At 33.9% G+C, this 22,225-nt stretch carries 17 protein-coding genes; 5 read left to right on the forward strand and 12 right to left on the reverse strand.

What is annotated here, in order from left to right:
• Positions 1-36: 36 nt before the first annotated feature.
• The 3 genes from ACODSI_RS10510 to ACODSI_RS10520 all read right to left on the reverse strand — a co-directional run bounded on the left by ACODSI_RS10510 (position 37) and on the right by ACODSI_RS10520 (position 3,446).
• Positions 37-1,857 (reverse strand): chloride channel protein, encoded by a 1,821-nt coding sequence (locus ACODSI_RS10510; RefSeq protein ID WP_488916809.1) that lies wholly within the window; start codon positions 1,855-1,857, stop codon positions 37-39.
• A gap of 92 nt (positions 1,858-1,949) precedes the next feature.
• A complete protein-coding gene (locus ACODSI_RS10515; RefSeq protein WP_488916810.1) occupies positions 1,950-2,429 on the reverse strand; it encodes a hypothetical protein in 480 nt (159 codons plus the stop codon).
• A gap of 9 nt (positions 2,430-2,438) precedes the next feature.
• The gene (locus tag ACODSI_RS10520; RefSeq protein WP_488916811.1) at positions 2,439-3,446 is read right to left on the reverse strand and encodes an SIMPL domain-containing protein; all 1,008 of its coding nucleotides are present in this window, start codon (positions 3,444-3,446) and stop codon (positions 2,439-2,441) included.
• Between the two features lies 1 nt (position 3,447).
• Between ACODSI_RS10520 and ACODSI_RS10525 the strand changes: the two genes are divergently transcribed.
• Both ACODSI_RS10525 and ACODSI_RS10530 read left to right on the forward strand, forming a co-directional pair.
• Positions 3,448-4,545 (forward strand): hypothetical protein, encoded by a 1,098-nt coding sequence (locus ACODSI_RS10525; protein ID WP_488916812.1) that lies wholly within the window; start codon positions 3,448-3,450, stop codon positions 4,543-4,545.
• A gap of 1 nt (position 4,546) precedes the next feature.
• Positions 4,547-5,119 carry a hypothetical protein gene (locus ACODSI_RS10530; protein ID WP_488916813.1) on the forward strand — a complete coding sequence of 191 codons (573 nt, stop codon included), beginning with the start codon at positions 4,547-4,549 and terminating at the stop codon, positions 5,117-5,119.
• Between the two features lies 1 nt (position 5,120).
• Here the strand turns inward: ACODSI_RS10530 and ACODSI_RS10535 are convergent, their stop codons facing one another.
• From ACODSI_RS10535 to ACODSI_RS10570, 8 genes are all read right to left on the reverse strand, one after another.
• On the reverse strand, positions 5,121-5,789 hold the full coding sequence (locus ACODSI_RS10535; RefSeq protein ID WP_488916814.1) for a DNA alkylation repair protein: 669 nt from the start codon (positions 5,787-5,789) through the stop codon (positions 5,121-5,123).
• Positions 5,790-5,798: 9 nt separating this feature from the next.
• Positions 5,799-7,466, reverse strand: coding sequence for a gamma-glutamyltransferase (gene ggt / locus ACODSI_RS10540; protein ID WP_488916815.1), 1,668 nt, complete (start codon positions 7,464-7,466; stop codon positions 5,799-5,801).
• Positions 7,463-8,047: an acyl carrier protein phosphodiesterase gene (locus ACODSI_RS10545; protein WP_488916816.1), complete on the reverse strand. Its 585-nt coding sequence runs from the start codon at positions 8,045-8,047 to the stop codon at positions 7,463-7,465. The genes ggt and ACODSI_RS10545 overlap by 4 nt, the downstream gene beginning before the upstream one ends.
• Before the next feature lie 74 nt (positions 8,048-8,121).
• A complete protein-coding gene (locus tag ACODSI_RS10550; RefSeq protein ID WP_488916817.1) occupies positions 8,122-9,243 on the reverse strand; it encodes a protein-tyrosine phosphatase family protein in 1,122 nt (373 codons plus the stop codon).
• A 10-nt stretch (positions 9,244-9,253) separates the two neighbouring features.
• A complete protein-coding gene (locus tag ACODSI_RS10555; RefSeq protein ID WP_488916818.1) occupies positions 9,254-9,613 on the reverse strand; it encodes a response regulator transcription factor in 360 nt (119 codons plus the stop codon).
• 41 nt (positions 9,614-9,654) lie between these two features.
• Positions 9,655-10,905, reverse strand: coding sequence for a YaiO family outer membrane beta-barrel protein (locus ACODSI_RS10560; protein WP_488916819.1), 1,251 nt, complete (start codon positions 10,903-10,905; stop codon positions 9,655-9,657).
• 3 nt (positions 10,906-10,908) lie between these two features.
• Entirely contained in the window at positions 10,909-12,180 is a 1,272-nt protein-coding gene (locus ACODSI_RS10565) for a glycosyltransferase family 2 protein (protein WP_488916820.1), read from the reverse strand.
• A gap of 189 nt (positions 12,181-12,369) precedes the next feature.
• Entirely contained in the window at positions 12,370-13,548 is a 1,179-nt protein-coding gene (locus ACODSI_RS10570) for a hypothetical protein (protein ID WP_488916821.1), read from the reverse strand.
• A gap of 563 nt (positions 13,549-14,111) precedes the next feature.
• Here ACODSI_RS10570 and glmM point away from each other — a divergent pair.
• A complete protein-coding gene (gene glmM, locus ACODSI_RS10575; RefSeq protein ID WP_488916822.1) occupies positions 14,112-15,500 on the forward strand; it encodes a phosphoglucosamine mutase in 1,389 nt (462 codons plus the stop codon).
• 263 nt (positions 15,501-15,763) lie between these two features.
• A complete protein-coding gene (locus ACODSI_RS10580; protein ID WP_488916823.1) occupies positions 15,764-18,643 on the forward strand; it encodes a T9SS type B sorting domain-containing protein in 2,880 nt (959 codons plus the stop codon).
• Between the two features lie 44 nt (positions 18,644-18,687).
• Here ACODSI_RS10580 and ACODSI_RS10585 read toward each other — a convergent pair whose 3' ends face one another.
• Positions 18,688-20,253, reverse strand: coding sequence for a protein adenylyltransferase SelO (locus ACODSI_RS10585; protein ID WP_488916824.1), 1,566 nt, complete (start codon positions 20,251-20,253; stop codon positions 18,688-18,690).
• A 92-nt stretch (positions 20,254-20,345) separates the two neighbouring features.
• Here ACODSI_RS10585 and ACODSI_RS10590 point away from each other — a divergent pair, with 92 nt between their 5' ends.
• Complete coding sequence (locus ACODSI_RS10590; RefSeq protein WP_488916825.1) at positions 20,346-21,989, forward strand: S41 family peptidase; 1,644 nt, start codon at positions 20,346-20,348, stop codon at positions 21,987-21,989.
• The last annotated feature ends 236 nt before the right edge of the window (positions 21,990-22,225 follow it).

Here is a 22,225-nt window from a genome sequence, read left to right on the forward strand (position 1 = left end):
TTTTAAAAATAACCAATTTATTTGAAAATCAAAACTTTATTCAATAATCATTTCTTTCAGCTTTTCTCTGTAGGATTCTAGAATGTCTACTTTGGTTATCAATCCGTAGAATTTTCCGTTTTTAGTAACTGGTAAAATGAGTTGATTGGAAGTTTCAAATTTATCCATAATAGTTTCCATACCATCGTCGTGGTTGATGACTTCAGTGGGCTGCGACAACACTTCTTGTACTTCGGTAAATTTGATGCGAAACGAATTGAATATTATGGGTCTAATGTTTTCAAAATCAACGATGCCTAATAACTTTTGCTTGTCATCTAAAACGGGAATAATAGCTTGATTCGAAGTCGATAAATAATCAACCAACGGTTCTAATGTTTTTTCTAAAGAAATTGTTTTAACGTCGGTATCCACCAATGTAAGAAAGTCAATGCTTTGCAGAATATTTTTGTCTTTGTCACTGGTAAATACTTCACCTTTATCGGCTAGCGCTTTCACATCCATAGAATGTTTTTCAAATTGTTTAGAAACGGCATAACTGATGGAGGAAACAATCATTAAAGGCATCATTAAATCGTAACCACCTGTTATTTCTGCAATTAGGAATATAGCTGTTAGAGGCGCATGAAAGAGTCCGCTTAAAATTCCAGCCATGCCCACAATCGTTAAATTAGCTACTGGAAGCGAATCGGAAATGCCTAATAAATGGATTGATTTGGCTACAAAAAAGCCCAAATAGGAACCTGCAAATAGGGAAGGAGCAAATATGCCACCATTGCCACCACTACCCAGTGTAACCCCAGTGGCTACTACTTTAAGCAGCACGGTTAATCCGATAAAACTCAATACTATCCAACCGTTATTTTTATAGCTTTCTAATAATGTATTTTCTAATAATATTTCGGGATGATTGGACGATAACGATTTGATACTTTCATATCCTTCGCCAAAAAGCGTTGGGAAAAAGAAGATTAAAATGGCTAATACACTAGCGCCTATTAGTGCTTTTTTGTATCCTCTTCCCGAAATGCGATGAAAAAATCCTTCGATTTTTCTGAAATTTCGGGCAAAGAAAACCGAGTATAAACCCGCTAAAATTCCCAATAAAATGTAATAGGGTGTATTGTGAAAATTGAAAATTTGTTCTTGTTTAAAGTTTAAAAGAATCTCCTGACTTAAAAGAATTTTAGACACCAAAGCGCCACTCACAGCCGAAATGATAATGGGAATGAAGGCGGAAATCGAAACATCGGTTAAAACGACTTCGATGGCAAATAACACACCGGCAATCGGTGCGTTAAAGGCAGCTCCAATTCCGGCAGCAACACCACAAGCCAACAATAAAATTCTATCTTTTTGTGAGAGTTTGTATTTTTGAGCAAAGTTGGATCCAAAAGCTGCTCCAGTAATCACAATCGGACTTTCCAATCCGGCCGATCCACCTAGTCCAACGGTTAACGAACTGGTAATGATTTGCGCATACATTTGTTTTTTGGGAAGAATACCGCCTTTTTTTGCCACGGCATACAATACCTTGGAACTTCCTTTTTCAATAGATCCATCTAGAAATTTTCGAACCACAAAAACAGTTAACAAAATACCAATGATAGGAAACAAACTATTGGCATAAGGTAATTTTAAATATTTATTGACATAATTGGCGAATATGAATACATTGTGGGCAAAACTTTTTAAGACAATTACTGCCAAAGCACACGAAATCGCTACGGCTACGCTGGACAAGTAAATGAAATTTCTTTCGGATAAAAGCGCTTTGGTTAAAAAAATGATCGATTCAAAACGTCGAGCAATTTTTCTAAAGAACAATTGTACAGAAACAGATTTACGATTTGGCATTGTGTTTTAATAAAGGAATCACAAAAATAGTGTTTTATACATTCATAGCTAAAAAAAATCCGATGAAGTATTTTTCATCGGATTTAATGGTTTTAGTTTTCAGGTGTTTCGCAACTCTTCTTTGCAAGTAGTACCTCAATAGGACTGTAGACTCGACCTTCGTTATGATCATAGAAATTCGTGTTGTCGTAATTACCACACAACGAAAAAATATCATTTTGCGTTAGCTTTATTTCTGTTGTTCCATAATTCATCCAGCCATTGTCTCCATATTCACAGGCACTTTCTATTTTTACAAACCAATTTTCGGTATCGAAATTATTGCTAACAATGGCTGTGTATTCATCAGACAAAAATGGAAAACTATTCGATTGAGTCAAAACATATTCGGTGCTGTTAATTATTTTATTCTTTTTCTTTTTTACTAAAGTTACTTTCAAATTGGGAATCGTACTTACATCTTCCAAGGTGTGAATTTTTAGGATAACAATCGATGCTCCATCATACGGGCAATGTTGTGCACTGATAAAATTACTGATTAAAAAGATCAAAAGGAGGGTTAATTTTTTCATGTCTAATTTTTATAAATTCAACAATTTAATATCTCCGTTTGCTGTAATAATGTAATAACGATTGTTTCGAATAATAGTGTTTTTTGGAAGCTGATCTTCTTTCAATTTGATTCTGATGGTGATATCATAAAACGCTTGAATGGTTGGTTCGGTAATGTCGGGATTGACTACAAAATTATGGTCTTTTACCAACGCTTGATTGTAATATTGGGTGGTGTTTTTCTTAATGTTGTGCACTTCACTTTTCGGATCAAAATTAGCATCGGCTTGTGAAAACGCTTGGTAACTTCTGTAGCTTTCCATCGGATAGGTTACATTAAAACCTTCTTGAATGATTTTTTCTTTTTTATTCAAATCAGTACTCATGATCATGGAATAGTTGGCCATTTGATCTTTAAAAACTTCTAAAGCCTTCTTTTGCATGGCACTTCTCACTTGATCAAAATTGGTAGTCACATAATCCACTTTGGCAATGTCGTAAATTTCGTTTTTACCACAAATGGAAAGTATTTTGTCAAAATCGTTATTGTTTCTAAACTTGATTAAGATGTTCTTTTTCAATTCAAATCCGGATGGTTTTTCGTTGTAGGTTTTCGGATTGAAAATCTTTTTTTCAACGCCATAATCATAGGTTGGCACAAACGAAATCATATCGGTTTCTACCACAATTTCTTTGTTAAACGCACTCAATTCTCGCATCACATTGCCAATACGTTCGTCAATCAAAGAAGTCGCTTCTTCGGCCGTTTTGCCCAGTTGCAGCACTGCAAAAGTGGCAATTTGTGCGGTGGCACGTTCGTTGTAAATCCCTTTAATTACAATGACCATTTCGTCTTGACTGCTCGATGTAGTTGGAATGGTATTGACTCTGTTCACGGTGTAACTTCCATAACCATAGCCGCCATTGCCATAATCGGCGTTGCCTTTTTTCTCATATTGTGCATTTCCCATGTCTTGCGCACTAGCAAATGAAATTGCGGTTAAAAGTGCGATTGCTGTCATCAAATTTGTTTTCATAATGTATCTGTGTTTTAAGATTTATGGTGCAATAGTACCGCTGCTTTTCAAAGTAGGTTTGGTAAATACACTTTCTACTCACTGTAAAGTTTTTTACTTACATTTACAGTGGTTTTACAGTGGTTTTTTAGTAAACAAAACCAACGTAACCCTTACATTTGAACTGAAATTAGAAATGACCGAATTGCAGCAATTTCAAGAATTAAAAGAACAAGTGCTTTTGAAATATCAAGAGCAGTATCCTTTTTTTCAAGGAAATTGGAAGACATTCAGCTCGCAAGACATTCAGAATTTGATTGCTTTAATTGAAGAACAATGCAAGCAAACCATTAGTGAAAAATGGATTTACACGCATCTAAAACCCGAAACCAACAGCAAGATTCCGAGAAAAGATATGTTGAATATTCTTTGTCAGTTGGTAGGATATTCGGGTTGGGATGAATTTATTTTTGAAGAAAAAGGTGTCGAAACCAAAGAAGTTGAACCAGCCAGAAAATCGAATAAAAAAGCAATTGTTTTAGTCGCAATAGGAGTGGTTCTAACACTATTCGCCATACTATTTTTCACTAAAAAAGACAATCCAACCACCAAAACGATTCAGTTGAAAAATGAGTTTACCAATGAAAAAGTAGCATCAGATGAGGTAAAAGTTTTTCAAGTCAACGATTCGGTGAAACAAGAATTGGAATTGAAAGAAGGAAAGGTTCAAGTAACCAACAGCAATGAAAAAACGAAATTGGTGATACAAAGTCCGTTTTACAGAACTCAAACGGTTCCACTGAATTCAAACGGCATTGTTGCAGCACCGGTATCGCAAATCAATTTGAAACCCGATGATTACGCCATGATGCTTAAAGCCTTTATGGTGTCGGATATCAAAGATTGGCAAACCCGAAAAGTGCAATTGGATAAGATTCTTTCGGATGATTTGGAAGTGATTGTTATGCTTAAAGAAGATTTGGGTGCCGAGTATTTTAATAAAAAAGAGTTTTCACAAAAATTGATTGTGCCTACAGCATCCTTAAAAAAGTTGAAGATTATCGAAATAAAAAATGATGCAACGAATAAAATTCAATTCATCAGAATCAAACAAGAATAACATGATTAAGAACGGGTTGTGTATTGCGCTATTGCTTTGTAGCTTTTTAACCGAAGCTCAATCTGCGACGCAAGAAAGTGTAAGTGAAAAAAAGGCTCAAAAAGATGCTGCTGTTACCACGTTAAATCAAAAGTTTTCGGCTAAAGTGTTGCATGCGTATCAAGATAATTCTAAAACCAAAGTTGCCGATGCCTTTGCCTACTTTCAACTGTTGACCGATGCCAGTTTGGATGCCGATTTGAAAAAAGAAGTGATTGATAACATTCATTTGTTGTTTCAAAATCCGAATGCTTTGGTGATTGATTTTACGTCAGATTCTTTGGATAAAATTCCGTTAACCCAATTCATTCAGAAATTGCTGATTTCAGAACCTATTCTATTTACAGTTTCAAATGAAGCGCATTATGATAGTGTTTCCTATCAAAGCTGGAATACCAATTATACCGTTACAAGAACCAAATCGGGTTTGAATTCAACAACCAACGTAATGCAAACGATTTACTTTTATGAAACTCCCAAAGTTTTTGGAAGTGAAACCAAAGTTGTTTTTTCGACCTTATTGGGCGCTATGTAAATTACGGAATGTTTCGCAATGCTTCTCGTTGACTTAAAGGTTTTAAATTGGTTGCATTCACATATTCGGTAACACCACTCGGATTGAAACGGCTGTAATCGCGCAACGCCCAACCAATAGCCTTTTGGATGAAAAACTCTTTAGAATGTTTGTGTTTCTCGCATTCAGCTTTTAGCAAATCAAAATCGGTTTTTTCTTTATAACTCAATTGAAAAATAATGCCACTTCGATTCAACCACATATTATTTGAATTGGAAAAACGTTCTATAACGGCATACGTTTCATTAGGAAATTGAAGCAAATAGCCACCCAAAATATATTTAGCCACCACATCAACCGAATCCCACCACGAATTGGTGGTAATGAAATTTTCTATCATTTGAATGTCTTCTTCAACATAGTTTTTCTTGAATTCTTTCACCAATAAATCGATGGCGCATTGATGAAATTCACGTTCCTTTTTACCAAATAATTCCCAAGCAATAGCTCTAAAATTGATTTTGATTTCTACTTTGTGTGTTTCGTAATTGGTTTTGAAAATTGTTCTTCTTTGATCGGTTTTTATGCCCAAAAAAGAAAACGTATTTTTCATATAATTTTCCATGGGAATGGCCACTTCTCGATTGGCATGCGCACGCATTTCTTTTTCTAAATCGGTAATGAAATTCATATACTATTTTTAAAATCCAACTGCTTTATCATCGCCACGGTTGTCGGCTCCAGCTTCTAGCTTTTTGTTTGGTAAAACCAAAATAGCATCTACTTTTCCGATGACAGGCGCCGATTTTTCATTGATATTGTATCCTTTTTTTGTGAGATTAAGAAGAATGGATGCCGAAAATTTATTCGGTTCAAAAAGAACTTCGTCGGGCAACCATTGATGGTGAAATCGTGGTGCGTTGACAGCCTCTTGTATTCCCATATTGAATTCGGTTACATTTAAAATAGTTTGTAAAACCGAAGTGATAATAGTAGAACCACCGGGTGTTCCTAAAACCATAAATAGTTTGTTATTTTTTTCAACAATGGTAGGCGTCATAGAACTTAACATTCGCTTTTGAGGCTCAATACTGTTGGCTTCAGCACCGACTAAACCATACGAATTTGGAACTCCAGGTTTGGACGAAAAATCATCCATTTGATTGTTGTAAAAGAAGCCCAATTCATCATCATAGAGTTTGGAACCATAAGCACCATTTAAAGTGGTCGTTACCGAAACGGCATTTCCTTCAGCATCCACAATAGAGTAGTGGGTAGTTTCATTACTTTCAGAAATGGAAATCTCACCATGATTCAGTTCAGATGATTGGGTTGCTTTTTCCCAATTGAACGAACGCATCCGTTGTTTCAAATAGTTTTTTTGTACTAATTTCTTTTGAGGAATTTTAACAAAATCGGGATCGCCTAAAAAGTAGTTTCGGTCGGCATAAGCTCTACGTTCGGCTTCCACAAGTAGTTGAATGTAGCGTTCCGAATTGTGTCCGAGTTGAGCAACATTATAGGGTGCAATCATTGTCATGATTTGTTGCAACGTGATTCCACCACTGGACGGTGGTGACATGGAAATAATGTTAAAATTTTTGTACTTAAAAGTAATTGGAGTTCTCCATTTGGCTTCGTATTGACTTAAATCTTCCATCGAAATGATGCCTCCTTTTTTTTGAATAAACGCCACTATTTTTTGGGCTGTTTCACCTTGGTAAAACTCGTTTTTGCCATTTTTCATGATGCGAGTTAAGGTTTCTGCAAGCGCATTGTATTTAATGGTATCTCCAATTTTATAATTTTGAGCATATAAGGTTTCAGCGCCACTAATTTTTATAATATCGGCTTGATTTGATCGAATTTGTTTTAATTGTTTTTCAGTAACTACAACTCCTTTTTGCGCCAAAGCAATAACAGGTTTCATAATTTCTTCAATAGAAAGTTTGCCAAATTTTTCATGTACTGCAAAAATTCCGGCTATAGTTCCCGGTACCCCAACAGCCAAAGCACCTTGGGTAGATAAATTTGGAATTACGTTTCCATTGGTATCCAAATACATGTCTTTTGTGGCTTTTATAGGAGCTTTTTCACGATAATCTAGTGCACCTATTTCACCGTTATTTTTTCTGTAGACCATAAATCCGCCACCCGAAATGTTTCCTGCATACGGATAAGAAACAGCCAAAGCCAATTCGGTTGCCACCATTGCATCAAAAGCATTGCCGCCTTTTTTCATGATTTCTATACCAATTTCGGAGGCTTCTTCGCGCGCAGAAACTACCATAGCATGCGGAGTTACCAGTCCGGTTTGACCGAAAGTTGAAGTTGTAAATACCAATAGCAGTAAGACTATCTTTTTCATAATTCAGCTAATTTTTCTTGGCAATGGTTTTGCAATTCTTCAAAGAACAAGGTGAATTCTGCTTCGAATTCGGTATAAAATTGTTTGACTTCCACAATGGCTTCTTGCATATGGGCTCTGTGTTTGGTGCGATGGTCCATCTGAAAAAGAATCATTTCTAAACCTTCCAACGAAGCATAACTCACCAACCAATTTCGAGCTATCATGTAGGGAATCATTTTCTGGGTTTTTTCTGTTAAAATTTCAAAGTTATTTTGCAATAATTGATAAAATTCTTCAGCATAACGTTCCAATTTTATTTCCGAATAGGAAGCCCAATTTTTGGCTAAAAAATGGTCGTAGACGATGTCCATAATCACACCCGAATAATGTCCGTATTTCTCGTGCAATCGGTGCTTGCTTTTTCTATAAATGGGATGGGCATCGGTAAAGGTGTCGATGTAGCGATGTAATAAAATGCCTTTTCGCAATTCGTCTGGATAGTCTAGATAATGATGCCCACGAATGCTATCCGCCATAAAGTTTCCGATTTTCAGCAAATCGTTGTTGCCAGAAAGATAGATGTGGGCTAGAAAATTCAAAAGAAAAATGTTTAAAATTTAGTTACCGTAAAAATAGCCAAATTTTAAACATTTATGAAAAAGTAGATTGTATTTTACTTTTTTAATTGTTCTTTATAAATTTTCATGAAGTTTTTTGCCATTACAGATTTGGAGGAATACGCATACATCACAATGGGTTGTTCCAACGCTTGTATCGATTTAGCCAGTTTTTTTAGTTCTTTTTGAGTTAAATTTTCCCGAAGTGGCATGTTGTAATACTTTTGATTGTATTGCTTCATGATGGTACCATCCTGGACTAATCTTGGCTTTTCTTCCACATTATTGGGGTCAAAAAGAGATACAACGGATTTTATTTTTCCGTTTAAAATGAAACTGGTAAATTCTTCTTTGGTTGGGTAAGGCGTAAAATAGGTGTGATCATCTAATTTGAATATTAAACCTCTTTCAAAATGGTCTAAAGTATCGATATCTCTACCACTTACTTCGCCTTTTATGCTTATTTTTTTATTGACATTAGTTACTATGTTTTTAAAAACACTTGCCCTGTCTTTTCCTAAGTAGCAGTGAACGTAGTATTTGCCTTTGTAAGTCTTAGCTATTTTTTTTATTTTTTCTACCGATGCATCATTGCTGGTTATCCAAGGTAGCATCGGAATAGATATTAGTTTGATGCCAATTTTTTTGGTGTTTTCTGCTTCTTTTTCCATTAAAATAGGCTCTGCAGGAACAACCAATTCATTCAATAAAGAAATAACACCATCATAACCTTTTGCTTTGAGTTCTTCTAATTTTTCGTCATCGGGATATGAGCCAAAATGGAACTCAATTCCGTCTTCATTTTTAACATAATCAACGCGTTCGGTATCGATTAAAACTGTGGGTTGAAAGCAAAATATCGAAACAGAAAAAAGCATTACTACGGCATAAATTACTAACAATACTTTTTTTATGATGTTGTTTCGGAGGTTATTGAAAACTCGAATAGATTTAATGGTTAAGTATAATATTAAAATTAGAAACAACACCATTACAATTTTTTGTACTGTATTTTCAGTTTCTTCTTTCCATAAATGACTTTGAGCATAATCAGAAATCATTCTTGTTGGTCCGATAGTCAGAAAAAATAATCCTAGCGGAAATACATAACACAATCCAAAAAAGAAAAATAAACACGTATTTTTAACGTCTAATTTTAATGGTTCTGATTCTTCCATATTTTAAGGTTTAGTTTAGATAGGTTCTTATTTTTGAAGTTAAATCCATTGGGTTGAATGGTTTTGCAAGGATGTCATTGGCACCTAATTTAAATGCTTCAACGACTGTAGAGTTTTCTTTTCCTAAAGATGAAATTACAATAATTGGAATGTCTGGAAAGCTCGATTTACTATGAGCAATAACTTCTAAACCAGATTTATAGGGCAACATTACATCCGTAATAATTAGATCAGGACTGAATGTGGTTATTTTTTCTAAACCAGCTAAACCATCAAAGGCAAATTCGGTCGTATAGCCTTCTTTTTTTAATAAGAATTCAATGATTCCTTTGATGATTTTATCGTCTTCTATGATTAATATTTTTTTCATTAGATTTTAGGTTTTTAGGTTAGTTGGGATTTTGGGTTTTCTTAAAAAACATACTGCAAGTTTACAGCGGTATTGATTTCACTTTGATATTGGTTGTAATTGTATTCTTGACGGTTAAAATTGGCAGATATTCCTAGGATATATCTTTTTTTGATTAGTTTAGAGTAGCCTAATCCCATTCTGTAAGAATGTAACGAAATTCGTTGTTCGTATTGGCTCAGGGTTTCACGTTCGTCTGGAGAAGTTCCATAGCCGATTGAAGCAGCAAAAAAATCGTATCGTGTATCTGTGTAGTAGCGGTATTGTGCCGAAAATGAAGGGTATTTATTAGCGGTTTTTAATTGCAAATACGAGCGAAGATTTAACCAACCCGAACCGATATATTTTCCTAAACCAATAACTCCAGAATAATTTTCATTATTCGTTGTTTTGTTGTAGCGGAAACCGATTTCATTTTCCCAGCCTTTTACTAGGTTAAAATAAGCCGAATAGTTTACCCTAATTTTCGGAAATACATTGTCGTTACCAGCGCCAATATTTAAAAAAGAGTACGTTTTTTTGGTGGTTTTGATATAAGCTTCACCTTCAAAAAGCGAGCCCGAACTGCTTACAATACCATTATATTTTCGGTCGGTATAATTGTATCGCACAATTAAAGTGAGTTTTTTTCGTTGGCGAACGAATTGTACACTTGTAAAATCCCATGGTCCAATTCCAGAACGACTAAAATTAGTGATGTTATAACTTATCCCAATTCTATCAGATTTACTGTTTAATTTGGTATCCAATAAATGGTCTTTTAATGCCTTGTCTTCGGGATATTTTTGGGTTAATTCTTTTAGATAGTCAATCGTTTTATTAGAATCATTTTCAGCTTCTAATACTTTCAATTTTAGAAGTTGCATCGATTTATCATCAGGATATAAACTTAAAGCTTTATCAACAATTGCTTGTGCTCGGGCATTATTCTTGTTTTCAATCTCGATTTGAATTAAATAGCCAAAGGCCTCTTTGTACTTTGGATTTTTTTCGATTACATAGTTGAAGTAATATGCGGCACTGTCTTTTTTATTGATGAATTTGTAACTTCTACCCAAAGCAATATGAAAATCTAAATAATTAGGAGCTGCTTTAATACCTTTCAATCCTAACTGAATAGCTTCTGGGTATTTTTTTTCGATGTTGATGAGTTTATTAGTTTCTACTAGTAAACTATCGGTGTTAATTTTTTGTGCTGTGTTTTCAGCTACAGAAAAAAGTAATATGGCAAGTAAAATGTATAATTTATTCATATATTATTTTATTTCATTGAAACCTTGTCTAGTCATAACACCCCAGTTTTTTTCTTTATTTAGAAAAAAGTTGAAATATCCTTTTAGAGAGGCATACGTAATAATTGGATGGTACAGAAAAGGTTCTAAAAAAACCATGGTTATCAATATAAAAATGTCTTTAACATTAGAATATTGTTTGTAAATAAGTTGGTCTAAATAAATTGATATTAACGTTACAAAAGTGTAAAATAAGTATACTGACAGACTAATAATAACTAAGAAATTATAATTTATACCAAAGAACATGATGTCTAAAACGATGAAAATCAAACCAACTACTTCTAATATAGGAACGGCAAATTCACACAGTAAAAAATAGGGCATAACTACCACTGATGTCATACCGTATTTTGGATTAAAAATCATTTTTCGGTGCATGTAAAGATTTTGAATTAATCCGCGAGCCCAGCGAACACGCTGTCTCATAAATACTTTTCTGTCCGAAGGGCCTTCTGTCCAGCACAATGATTCTGGTATGTATATGATTGCGAACTGTTCTTTCTTTTCATGCATGTAACGTCTCATTCTAGTGACCAATTCCATGTCTTCACCCAAAGATTCTTTTTTGTAACCACCTACAGCTATTACAGTTTCTTTATCAAACATTCCAAGTCCACCAGAAACCAGTAAAAGTCCGTTCAACCTGCTCCAAGCCATTCTTCCGTATAAGAAAGAACGGATGTATTCTAATTCCTGGAATCTGGCAAAAAAGTTCTTAGGATAATGTGATTTATAGAGCATTCCTTCTTTAAATTCACACGAGTTAGAGATTCTAATGGCTGCACCAGATGCTATAACCTTTTTGGGACTTTCAATAAAGGGCTTTACCAGCATTGCTATGGTATCTTTTCTGAGAATACAATCTACATCAGTACAAATAAATAAAGGATTTTTTGCAGAATTAACTCCTGCATTTACAGCATCGGCTTTACTTTTATTATTGACTTTATCTATAACAAGCAGTTTGTTATAGATCGGATTTGTTGATTTGTAATGTCCTCTAATATGATATGATTTAACTTTTTCTTGATAAAAGAAATCAACTTTTACTAAGCTAAATTCCTCTATAAGTTTTTCTAAAGTATCATCTGTACTTCCGTCGTTTATGATAACAACTTCAAATTTAGGATACTCTTGTGACAAGAGTGATTTTACATTGAATACAATGGTTTTACCTTCGTTGTATGCAGGAGCGATTATAGAAACTCCCACAATGTTATTAGATTTTATCAATACATCTTTATGTAAAAACTTTGCTGTCGCATAGTAGCGTCTAATTTCAACGAAAGATAATATGCCTAATAAACAGTATATTGAGATGTAAAAAATAGAGTAACATCCAAAAAATAATTCCAGTGATTTGATTAAATGTTCTAAAAATTCCAATTTATTTTGTTTAGTGGTTAGGTAGTTAGTTGATGATTAATTTAAGTAAGCATTGCTATGATGAAGCAACATTCTGTTAATTAATTCATGTTCTTGTTGGTCATTAGTTTTAAATTTTTGAAAGAAAGTTTGATCAATTTGATGAATACAATTCACAATTTCAAATTTCAAATCGATATTTTTTTCAGTAAACAATAGCCCTAATGCCAACTCTTTGGTGTTATCGTTATTGATTTTTTGAAATGTTTTTAAGATAGAAATTTTGTTTCTCAAGTTCGATTCATGATTGTAATGCGCTATCAAAGGTTCAACCGCAGCTTCAATTGATAAGGCTCGTAGGGCCAAAATAATTTCTCGTCTAATTGCTGAACTGTAGGTTTTTAGAATATGATTGGTTTCGATTTCTGTAAAATCATAATTAAAATGAACCCCTAATTTTATGGCCAGTGAAACAATGGACTCGTTTTTATTTCTCAGCCATTTTGAAATATTGGCAGGAATTACGGTTTCTTTTTGATAAATAACATCCAAAATTTTCAACTCATCTGCTTCAGAAATAGCATGTCTGTAATCGTTAAGAATGTCAAAATTATCTGTAGATAAAGAGATCATAGCAATTAAGGCATTCGATCTAATTTTCCCATTATTATGATCCAAATAAGGAGCAATTAATGGTTGTTTTTCTTTGTGATCTAATATTTGATAATGATAAAAGCCTTGCGATTTTTTGGTCCAACTGTAACTATTTATTAGTTTATCAGTAATTTTTCTAAATCCAAAAGACTCATATATGAAGATAAATTTTTCTTGATTAAGTTGTTGAACATTTCTTTTTATTCTTATTAATTTGTTGAGGATGAAACGTTCAATTTTTGGATTGTTTTTCACATATTCAACTTGAAAATGCTGAATCTTTTGAAGTGTTTCTTCATCGGTGTAATCCAAAAAAATAATATCAGTCAAGAAATTATTTACAGTATCGTCTAGTTCGCTTTTTTGCAATTCTATAGCATCCAAGCGGAATCTTCTGTAAATAATAACAACAGTAATAAGCGATAACAAGATAACAATTGCTGGAATAAAGAAAAATTTCAAGAAAAGATATATTTCTTCAGCTGTAAGTAATCTAAAGTTAATTTTAGAATACCAAGAAATAGCAAGTGATTTTAGAGTGGATAAAAATCCAATTAATTTGGTTAGTAGGGGTGTATTCATAATTTAGGTTATTTTAGATTTTGGGTTTTATTTTTTTAAATCATATTGTTTTATTTTGTGTTAAAATTTTTTCAAAAAAAAGATATTTTATCGACAAAATGCATAAAAATCATTTAAAATACACTTTTTTATAACAAATGTAAGTAATGTATTACTCATAAAGATTTACGATTTAAAATTGTTTTTGGTTTTAAAAAAAAATAAAAAATAAATATTTATTTCTTCAAAAAGTTTGGTTTTCAAACATATACCTTCTTAAAAAAATAATGTATTTTTATATTTTAACATAAAAATTGTTAAAAAAAGTAAGAAATGTCATAAAATATTGATGTATAGAAAAAATACTACTTTTTTTTCACAATTTTCAAAATTATCCTATACAAAAGTTTGTCTATAGGAATATTTTGCACTAATAATTTGAGGAATCATCTTACTTTTGTTTAAAAGTACTTTGTAATAATTCAGTGTTCTTCATTGGTAAAAAAAACATTTTTTGAATTTCATCTTTTCCTAAAGCCTAACTTTTTATATTTGTAAACCTATAAATAAAAAAATCCCTAAAAATGACTTTAATAAAATCAATCTCTGGAATTCGCGGAACTATTGGCGGAAAAGTAGGAGATAATCTCACTCCGGTAGATGCTGTAAAGTTCGCTTCTGCCTATGGTACTTTCCTTAAAAATAATACTAAAAAATCTAAATTAACTGTTGTCATTGGTCGTGATGCTCGCATTTCGGGACCTATGATACACAATTTAGTAGTAAATACATTAGTGGGTTTAGGGATCAATGTGATTGACTTAGGACTTTCAACAACACCAACAGTAGAAGTAGCAGTTCCATTAGAAAAAGCGGATGGAGGAATTATTTTAACCGCTTCTCACAATCCGAAACAATGGAATGCTTTGAAATTATTGAATGAAAAAGGAGAATTTTTAAGTGGTGCCGATGGTGCTAAAATTTTAGAGATTGCAGAGGCAGAGGCTTTTGATTTTGTTGATGTAGATTCGTTAGGTGAAATCACCATTAATGATTCCTATATGGATATACACATTGATGAGGTCTTAGAATTGCCTTTGGTTGATGCTGAGGCTGTTGCCAAACGCAAGTTTAAGGTTGTTGTAGACGGTGTAAATTCTACTGGCGGAATTGTAATTCCGAATCTTTTAGAGCAAATGGGTGTAGAAGTAGTCAAATTGTATTGCGAACCTAACGGTCATTTCCCGCACAATCCTGAGCCGTTAAAAGAACACTTGGGTGATATTTGTAAATTGGTTGTAGAAGAGAAAGCCGATTTCGGAATTGTAGTGGATCCCGATGTAGATCGTTTGGCGTTTATTTCTAATGACGGAGAAATGTTTGGAGAAGAATATACACTTGTGGCTGTTGCTGATTATGTGTTGAGTAAAACTCCTGGAAATTCGGTTTCCAATATGAGTTCGTCTCGTGCTTTACGCGACATTACCAATAAGCACAATGGAAATTATCAAGCGAGTGCTGTTGGAGAAGTGAATGTAGTCGAATTGATGAAAGCGACCAATGCTATTATTGGTGGAGAAGGGAATGGCGGTATCATTTATCCAGAATTGCATTACGGAAGAGATAGTTTGGTTGGTGTTGCCTTATTTTTAACTTATTTGGCCAATCAAGAAAAAACAGTTGCCGAATTGAGAGCTAGTTATCCTCAATATTATATGAGTAAAAATAAAATTGAACTGACACCTCAAATTGATGTTGATGCTATTTTGATAGCCATGACCGAGAAATATAAAAATGAAGATATTTCCACTATTGATGGAGTTAAAATTGATTTTGCTTCCGAATGGGTACATTTAAGAAAATCCAACACCGAACCAATTATTAGAATTTATACAGAAGCTCCTACACAGGTGGCAGCGGATGTCTTGGCGACAAGGATTATAGATGAAATCAAAGCTGTAGCTGGACTGTAAATAAATATTATTTTTTTAAAGCCTTTGGAGACCTAATTCTTTAAAGGCTTTTTTTATTAGATATTTTAATGGTTCTAGAGTACTGATGTTAAAGTTAAGGTTTTGATTTATAGATACAGTCGCAAATTGTTTATAGGATTTTTTAGTATAAAAATTAATAAATTAGCTGTAATTACAAAATATTCTATTATTATTGTACTAGAAATAAAACAAGTAGCTTATTACTTGTCTGTAATTTTGTATAATTAGTAAACGCCATGAAAATGAAACAGCTACTCCTATTAGTTCTTTTTATTACTAGTTCTGTATTTGCTCAACAATCTTCTTGTCCTAATTCAGATTTTGAATCAGGAACCTTTAATGGCTGGCAAGGTGGTGTAGGAAATTGTTGTCCAATCAACATTTCAAACAGTTCTATTGTCAATGGTAGACATACCATTATGACAGGAACAGGAACAGACCCCAATACTTGTGGGAATGTAACAGTAGTGGCTCCAGGTGGAGTTTACTCTGCTCGTTTGGGAAATGACAATACTAATTCCGAATCGGAGAAACTAACGTATGTTATTAATGTTACGCCATCAAATGCACTTTTCATCTATAAATATGCTGTAGTTTTAGAAGATCCAGGCCATTCACCAGTAGAACAGCCACGTTTTCAAATTAGCGTTTTAAATGCAGCAGGGAATCTAATTGACCCTGTTTGCGGTGAATATACGGTAGTTTCGGGTAGTAATATTCCGGGTTTTCAAACGTGTAACGGAACCATTAGATATAAAGATTGGACTACAGTTGGTCTTAATTTAACCGCTTATATCGGACAAACAATCACTATTGAGTTTGCCACTGGCGACTGTTCTTTGGGAGCTCATTTTGGATATGCTTATGTTGATGCTTATTGTTCTCCACTTCAAATTAGTTCTACTTATTGTACAGGTTCTTTCGCAGCGGTACTTACAGCACCTATTGGTTTTACGTATTTATGGAATACAGGCGCTACAACACAATCTATCAATGTAAATAATCCAAATGCTGGTTTAACCTATACGTGTCAGTTGACATCGGTAACGGGTTGTACTGTAAATATTTCAACGGTGTTAACCCTTTTTGATCCTGTAGCCGATTTTAGTATTACCAATACATGTTATGACAATGCAATTTTTGCTAACACAACGCAGTTACCTTTTGGAACGATATTAGATACATTTCACTGGGATTTTGGGGATGGTACTACTTCTAACATAGAAAACCCAACACATACTTACTCAGCGCCGGGTAATTATAATGTTACTTTTACAATTTCTAATACTTTGGGGTGTTCCAATACCACAACATATCCAGTAACGGTTTATTCGGCTCCTACAGCAAATATATCATATTCTTCTTCGGCTTTTTGTACTTCAGAAACAACTCCTCAACCAGTAAATTTAACTGGAACCAATTTGTATCAAGGCGGCGTGTTTTCTGTAACTCCATCGGGATTGTCTATTAATACAACCACTGGAGAAATTTTACCGAGTGCAAGTACTCCAGGTAATTATGTAGTTTCTTATACCATTCCAACCGCAAACGGATGTAGTGTACCAGCATCGACTCGAAATATTACAATTGCACAATCTCCAACAGCTACGATTTCCTATTCGGGTTCGCCTTATTGTGGCAATATTTCAACACCAAGACCTGTTTCATTGTTTGGAACTGGCGCATACACAGGAGGAACATTTAGTGCAACACCTGCTGGATTGGCTATTAATAGTGCCACAGGAGCAATAACACCAAGTGCGAGTGCCACAGGAAATTATGTAGTAACTTATACTCTGCCTTCCTTTGGCGGTTGTATTGGATTTCCAATAACAACAAATGTGGTAGTCAATTCTTTTCCAACAGCTACCATTAGTTATACGGGTTCACCATTTTGTACTTCTGTAACTGCATTGCAAACGGTATCATTAACAGGAACTTATGCCTATACTGGCGGTATTTTTAGCTCAGCGCCAGGATTAAATATTAATGCAACAACTGGAGCCATAAATCCAAGTTTAAGTACACCTGGAAATTATACCATTACTTATACTATTCCGCCATTAGCCGGATGTTCGTTGGCACCTGTAACTACTACTATTACCATAACGGGAATGCCTACAGCTAATATTAGTTATAACAGCCCTTTTTGTAGAGACATTACAACACCACAACCTGTACTATTAACTGGAACGTATGCCTATTTGGGAGGAGTTTTTTCGTCTACAACGGGTTTAGCTTTAAACAGTACTACGGGAGCAATTACACCTAGTATAAGTGACGCTGGAACCTATACAGTTACTTATGCTATACCTTTTTCCGCAGGATGTACACCTGCAGCCGTTACAACCACGGTTGTCATTAATCCGTTGCCACAGCCATCATTAACTGATGGTGATATTTGTTTTGATCCTCTCGGAAATCTAGCCCGAAGTTATACGCTCAATAGTGGATTAAGTCCGGCTATATATTCGTTTCAATGGTACTTGAATGGTGTATTAATTCCGAGTGCAACATTAAGTACATACATAGCCACAGCCATAGGAAATTACTCAGTTGTAGCCACTAATATTGCTACAGGATGTTTCTCTAGTCAAGTTTTTGCTACCGTGATTTCGGCACAAATGGCAAGTGATTTTATTACGAGTATTGACGATACATTTACCGATAATAATGTGTTAACTATACTAGTTCAAGGCGGTAGTGGACCATTTTATTATCAACTAGACACAGATAATTTTCAAACATCCAATGTGTTTCATCAAGTAGCATCGGGCGTGCACACAGTTACCATTAAAGATGATACCAACTGTACGGTTATCACTAAAGAAATTACAGTTATGGGGTATCCAAAATATTTTACTCCAAATGGTGATGGACAAAATGACTATTGGAATATTTATTATTTTAACGACTTTCCTCAAGCTCAGATTTATATTTTTGATCGATATGGAAAAATGATCAAACAAATTAGTCCGTCAGGTCAAGGTTGGGATGGCACCTATAATGGCACCTTAATGCCCGCAACCGATTACTGGTTTGTAGTAAAATACAAAGAGAATAATCTTAAAGGTGAAATAGAATTGAGAGAATTTAAAGCTCACTTTTCTTTAAAACGATAATGATAAAATAAAAAAGTTTCCTACAACATAGGAAACTTTTTTATTTATGAACTACACGAAAGCATCGAACTTCCAATTTTATCTCTAGCCCAATCGGGTCTTTTTGCATACCATTTTTCAAACATGATTTGCTCGTCATAAGGCTTTTTCAACATTTCATGCAATTCAGCAATGATACTGTAATCTTCTTTATTAGCGGCGTCTATAGCCAATTGAGCCATATAGTTGCGCAATACATATTTTGGATTTACGCTATCCATTTCTTCTTTGCGATGGTCGTCGCTGTGGTCTTCTTCATTCAATCGAAAAATGTATTTTTTAAACCATCGTTCCCATTTTTTTAAGATTTCTTTTTTAATTTCCTCAGGCTTATAAAAAGCATCATCTATAGTGGCTATGGCACATCCAGCAGAGTGATCTTTCTGAACACGTCCCAACTCCCGAAAGAAAATAGTCATGTCTGTTTCAGATAGTTGGAGCAGTTCTTCCAATTCTGTAATCATCTTATGATCGTCTTTAGAAACTAAAGTAAAACCTAATTTCTTGCGCATCATGTGCGTATAATCATTTTGATATAGCAACTGAAATTCTTCTAAAATAGCTTCAAATGGTGCCGCTTCTTCTACCAAAGGGTACAATCCATTTGCCAATTGAAATAAATTCCATAAGGCTATATCGGGTTGGTTTCCAAATCGATACCTTCTATGATTTCGGTCGGTTGTGTTCGGTGTCCAATTCGGATTGTAATCTTCTAACCAACCATAAGGACCATAATCAATAGTCAAACCTAATATAGACATATTATCGGTATTCATGACACCGTGAACAAAACCAACGCGTTGCCAATGCACAATCATATTACGTGTTTTATCGGCTACAAGTTTAAAGAATTGAATGTATCTATCTTTTTCGTTGGAAGTAATTTCAGGGAAATGATATTTTATGGTAAAATCAGCAAGTTGCTTTAATGTTTTTACATCATTTTGAGCTGCAAAAAGTTCGAAATTCCCAAAACGAATAAAACCAGGTGCCACGCGACACACAATGGCTCCTTTTTCATAATCGGGATGTCCATCATACATAACATCACGTAAAACTTGATCTCCAGTAAGAATTAGGGATAACGAGCGTGTTGTTGGTACGCCCAAATGATGCATCGCTTCACTGCATAAATGTTCCCGAATAGACGATCGCAAAACTGCCAAACCATCAGCTTTTCTGGAGTAAGGTGTACTTCCTGCTCCCTTTAGTTGGAGCGAATAAACGCTGCTATTGTGAGCTACTTCTGCCAAAATTATAGCACGTCCATCGCCCAATTGCCCTGCCCAATTCCCAAATTGATGCCCAGCATAATTCATAGAATATGGCTTTGAATTTGGAAGAATTTTTTTTCCTGAGAAAATGTTAAGAAAATCTTCCGATTGCGTTTCTTCATTAGAAATACCAATTTGTTCCGCTACTTCTGAAGTGACATGAACTAATTTCGGATTTGAGGGAACTCTCGGAGTAACATACGAAAAGCAAGCATTCAAAACCTGGCGAGTTGCATTGGTTTCATTTGAGTCTGCTGGTAATTCTGAACTGAAACGATTGTTAATTTGGAGTTGCATAAATCAAATGGATTGGTAACCAAATTTACAAAATAATTCCCTTTAAAAAAGGCATAATTCAATAATATCAATTTCTACACGTTAGAAAAAAAATGGAATCACAAATAAATGTATATTTGAAAACGATGAATAAAATTCTTAAAATGCATAATTACAATAGGGTATTTAAAGCTAGTCTGTTGAAATTTAGCTTCCTTTTTATGGGTGCTTTTTTACTATCAAATTGTACTTCGGTTGCACGATACAACCAACAATTAGATGAACCTATTCCTACAGAAAAACTACTAAAGGATGTTGATTATGTTCATCAAAAGATGATTCGGTTGCATCCGAGTTTGTACAAATACATCTCTAAAGAAAAATTGAATTCAAAATTTGACAGCCTTAAAAAGGTGATAACACAACCCTTGACTTCTAAAGAGTTTTATTTTTTAATGAGTCCAATAGTCGCTTCAGTTCGACAAGGACATATGATTTTAGTTCCGCCAGTAAAACGATTGACTAAGGAAGAGCAAAACCGACTTTCAAAATTGGGTTTAGGTCCTTTATCGCAATTCGATTTTGAATGGATGAACGATAAATTGTATGTTGTAAAAAATAAATCCAAACAAAAGACAATTCAAAATGGAGCCGAAGTTATTAGCATAAATTCCATTACGCCTCAATTTATTTTTGATAAATACCGAAAAACCTATACTTCCGACGGTTTCAATAAGACGTATATGTCTAGAGGGTTTTCAAGGCGATTTACTACCTATTTAACCAATGAAATCGGTATCAATGATAGTTTGACTTATGTTTTTAAGCAAAATGATTCCTTGAAAGAAATGGTTGTTAGTCGATTAAAATCTGAAAAAAAAATAAAGACCATTGGTGCAGAGAAAGTTAAAGTTGAATCGAAAAAAAATGTAATTAGTAAAAGAGATAAACGAATTTATGGTTTCGATGAAAAAACAAAATTATGTAGTATCGATTTGAGTTTTGCTTCAAAAGACAGTAGCATTGCGGTTTTGAAACTTCGAGATTTTTCTAAAGGAAATTTCAGAAAAGCATTTGCAGAAATTTTTGAAAAATTGAAAGAAAAAAAGGCAGCATCATTAGTCATAGATTTGAGAAACAATCCGGGTGGTCGTGTTGCCGAAGTTGTTGATTTGTATTCCTATGTCACCGATACAAGTTTTGTAATGCTTCAAAATGCCGAAGTTACTTCAAAAATGAGTTTGTGGAAACTCGGATTATTTGCTAAAATCCCAAAAGTGTCGTATCCATTCGCGGCTGCTTTTTATCCAGCATATATGTTGTTTTCAACACTAAGAACAAAAAAACAATCTGATGGTACATATACTTATTCATTAATAGGTTCTAAAGAACGAAAATGTAAACCAAATCATTTTTCAGGTAAAATTTACGTTATTATAAATGGAGGAAGTTTTTCTGCCTCTTGTTTGTTAGCTTCCAGTTTAAAAGCCAATAAAAAGATCACTTTTGTGGGTGAAGAAACCGGTGGAGGCTTTAATTCAACCGTAGCTGGACTTTTACCTGTTTTAAAACTACCGAATTCAAAATTGTTTTGGAGATTGGGCTTAATGGATGTTAAAACTACCAATCAATCGGAGATATTTGGACGTGGCATTTTTCCGGATATTGAAATTCTTCCTACACTTCAAGATAAAATAAATACTGTCGATCCAGAAATGAATTGGATTTTGAATGACCTTAATTCCAAAAATCAATAATTTATTTCTAAATTTAAATATATGATTTTAAGCTTTTTAGCTTATTATTTATGTTTTTATTTAGTAAGATTTTAAATTTAAATTAATAATTGTTTGAGTTTTGTATTAATATTGTCTTATTTTTAATGTAAGAAAATAATTATATTTAATATTAAAAAATGAATTATATCGATAATAAAAGTGTTTTATCGTCATTTTTATACTACATACTCGAAAATATTTCCTACTTTTATGTT

The organism is Flavobacterium sp. FG139, from assembly GCF_057809695.1.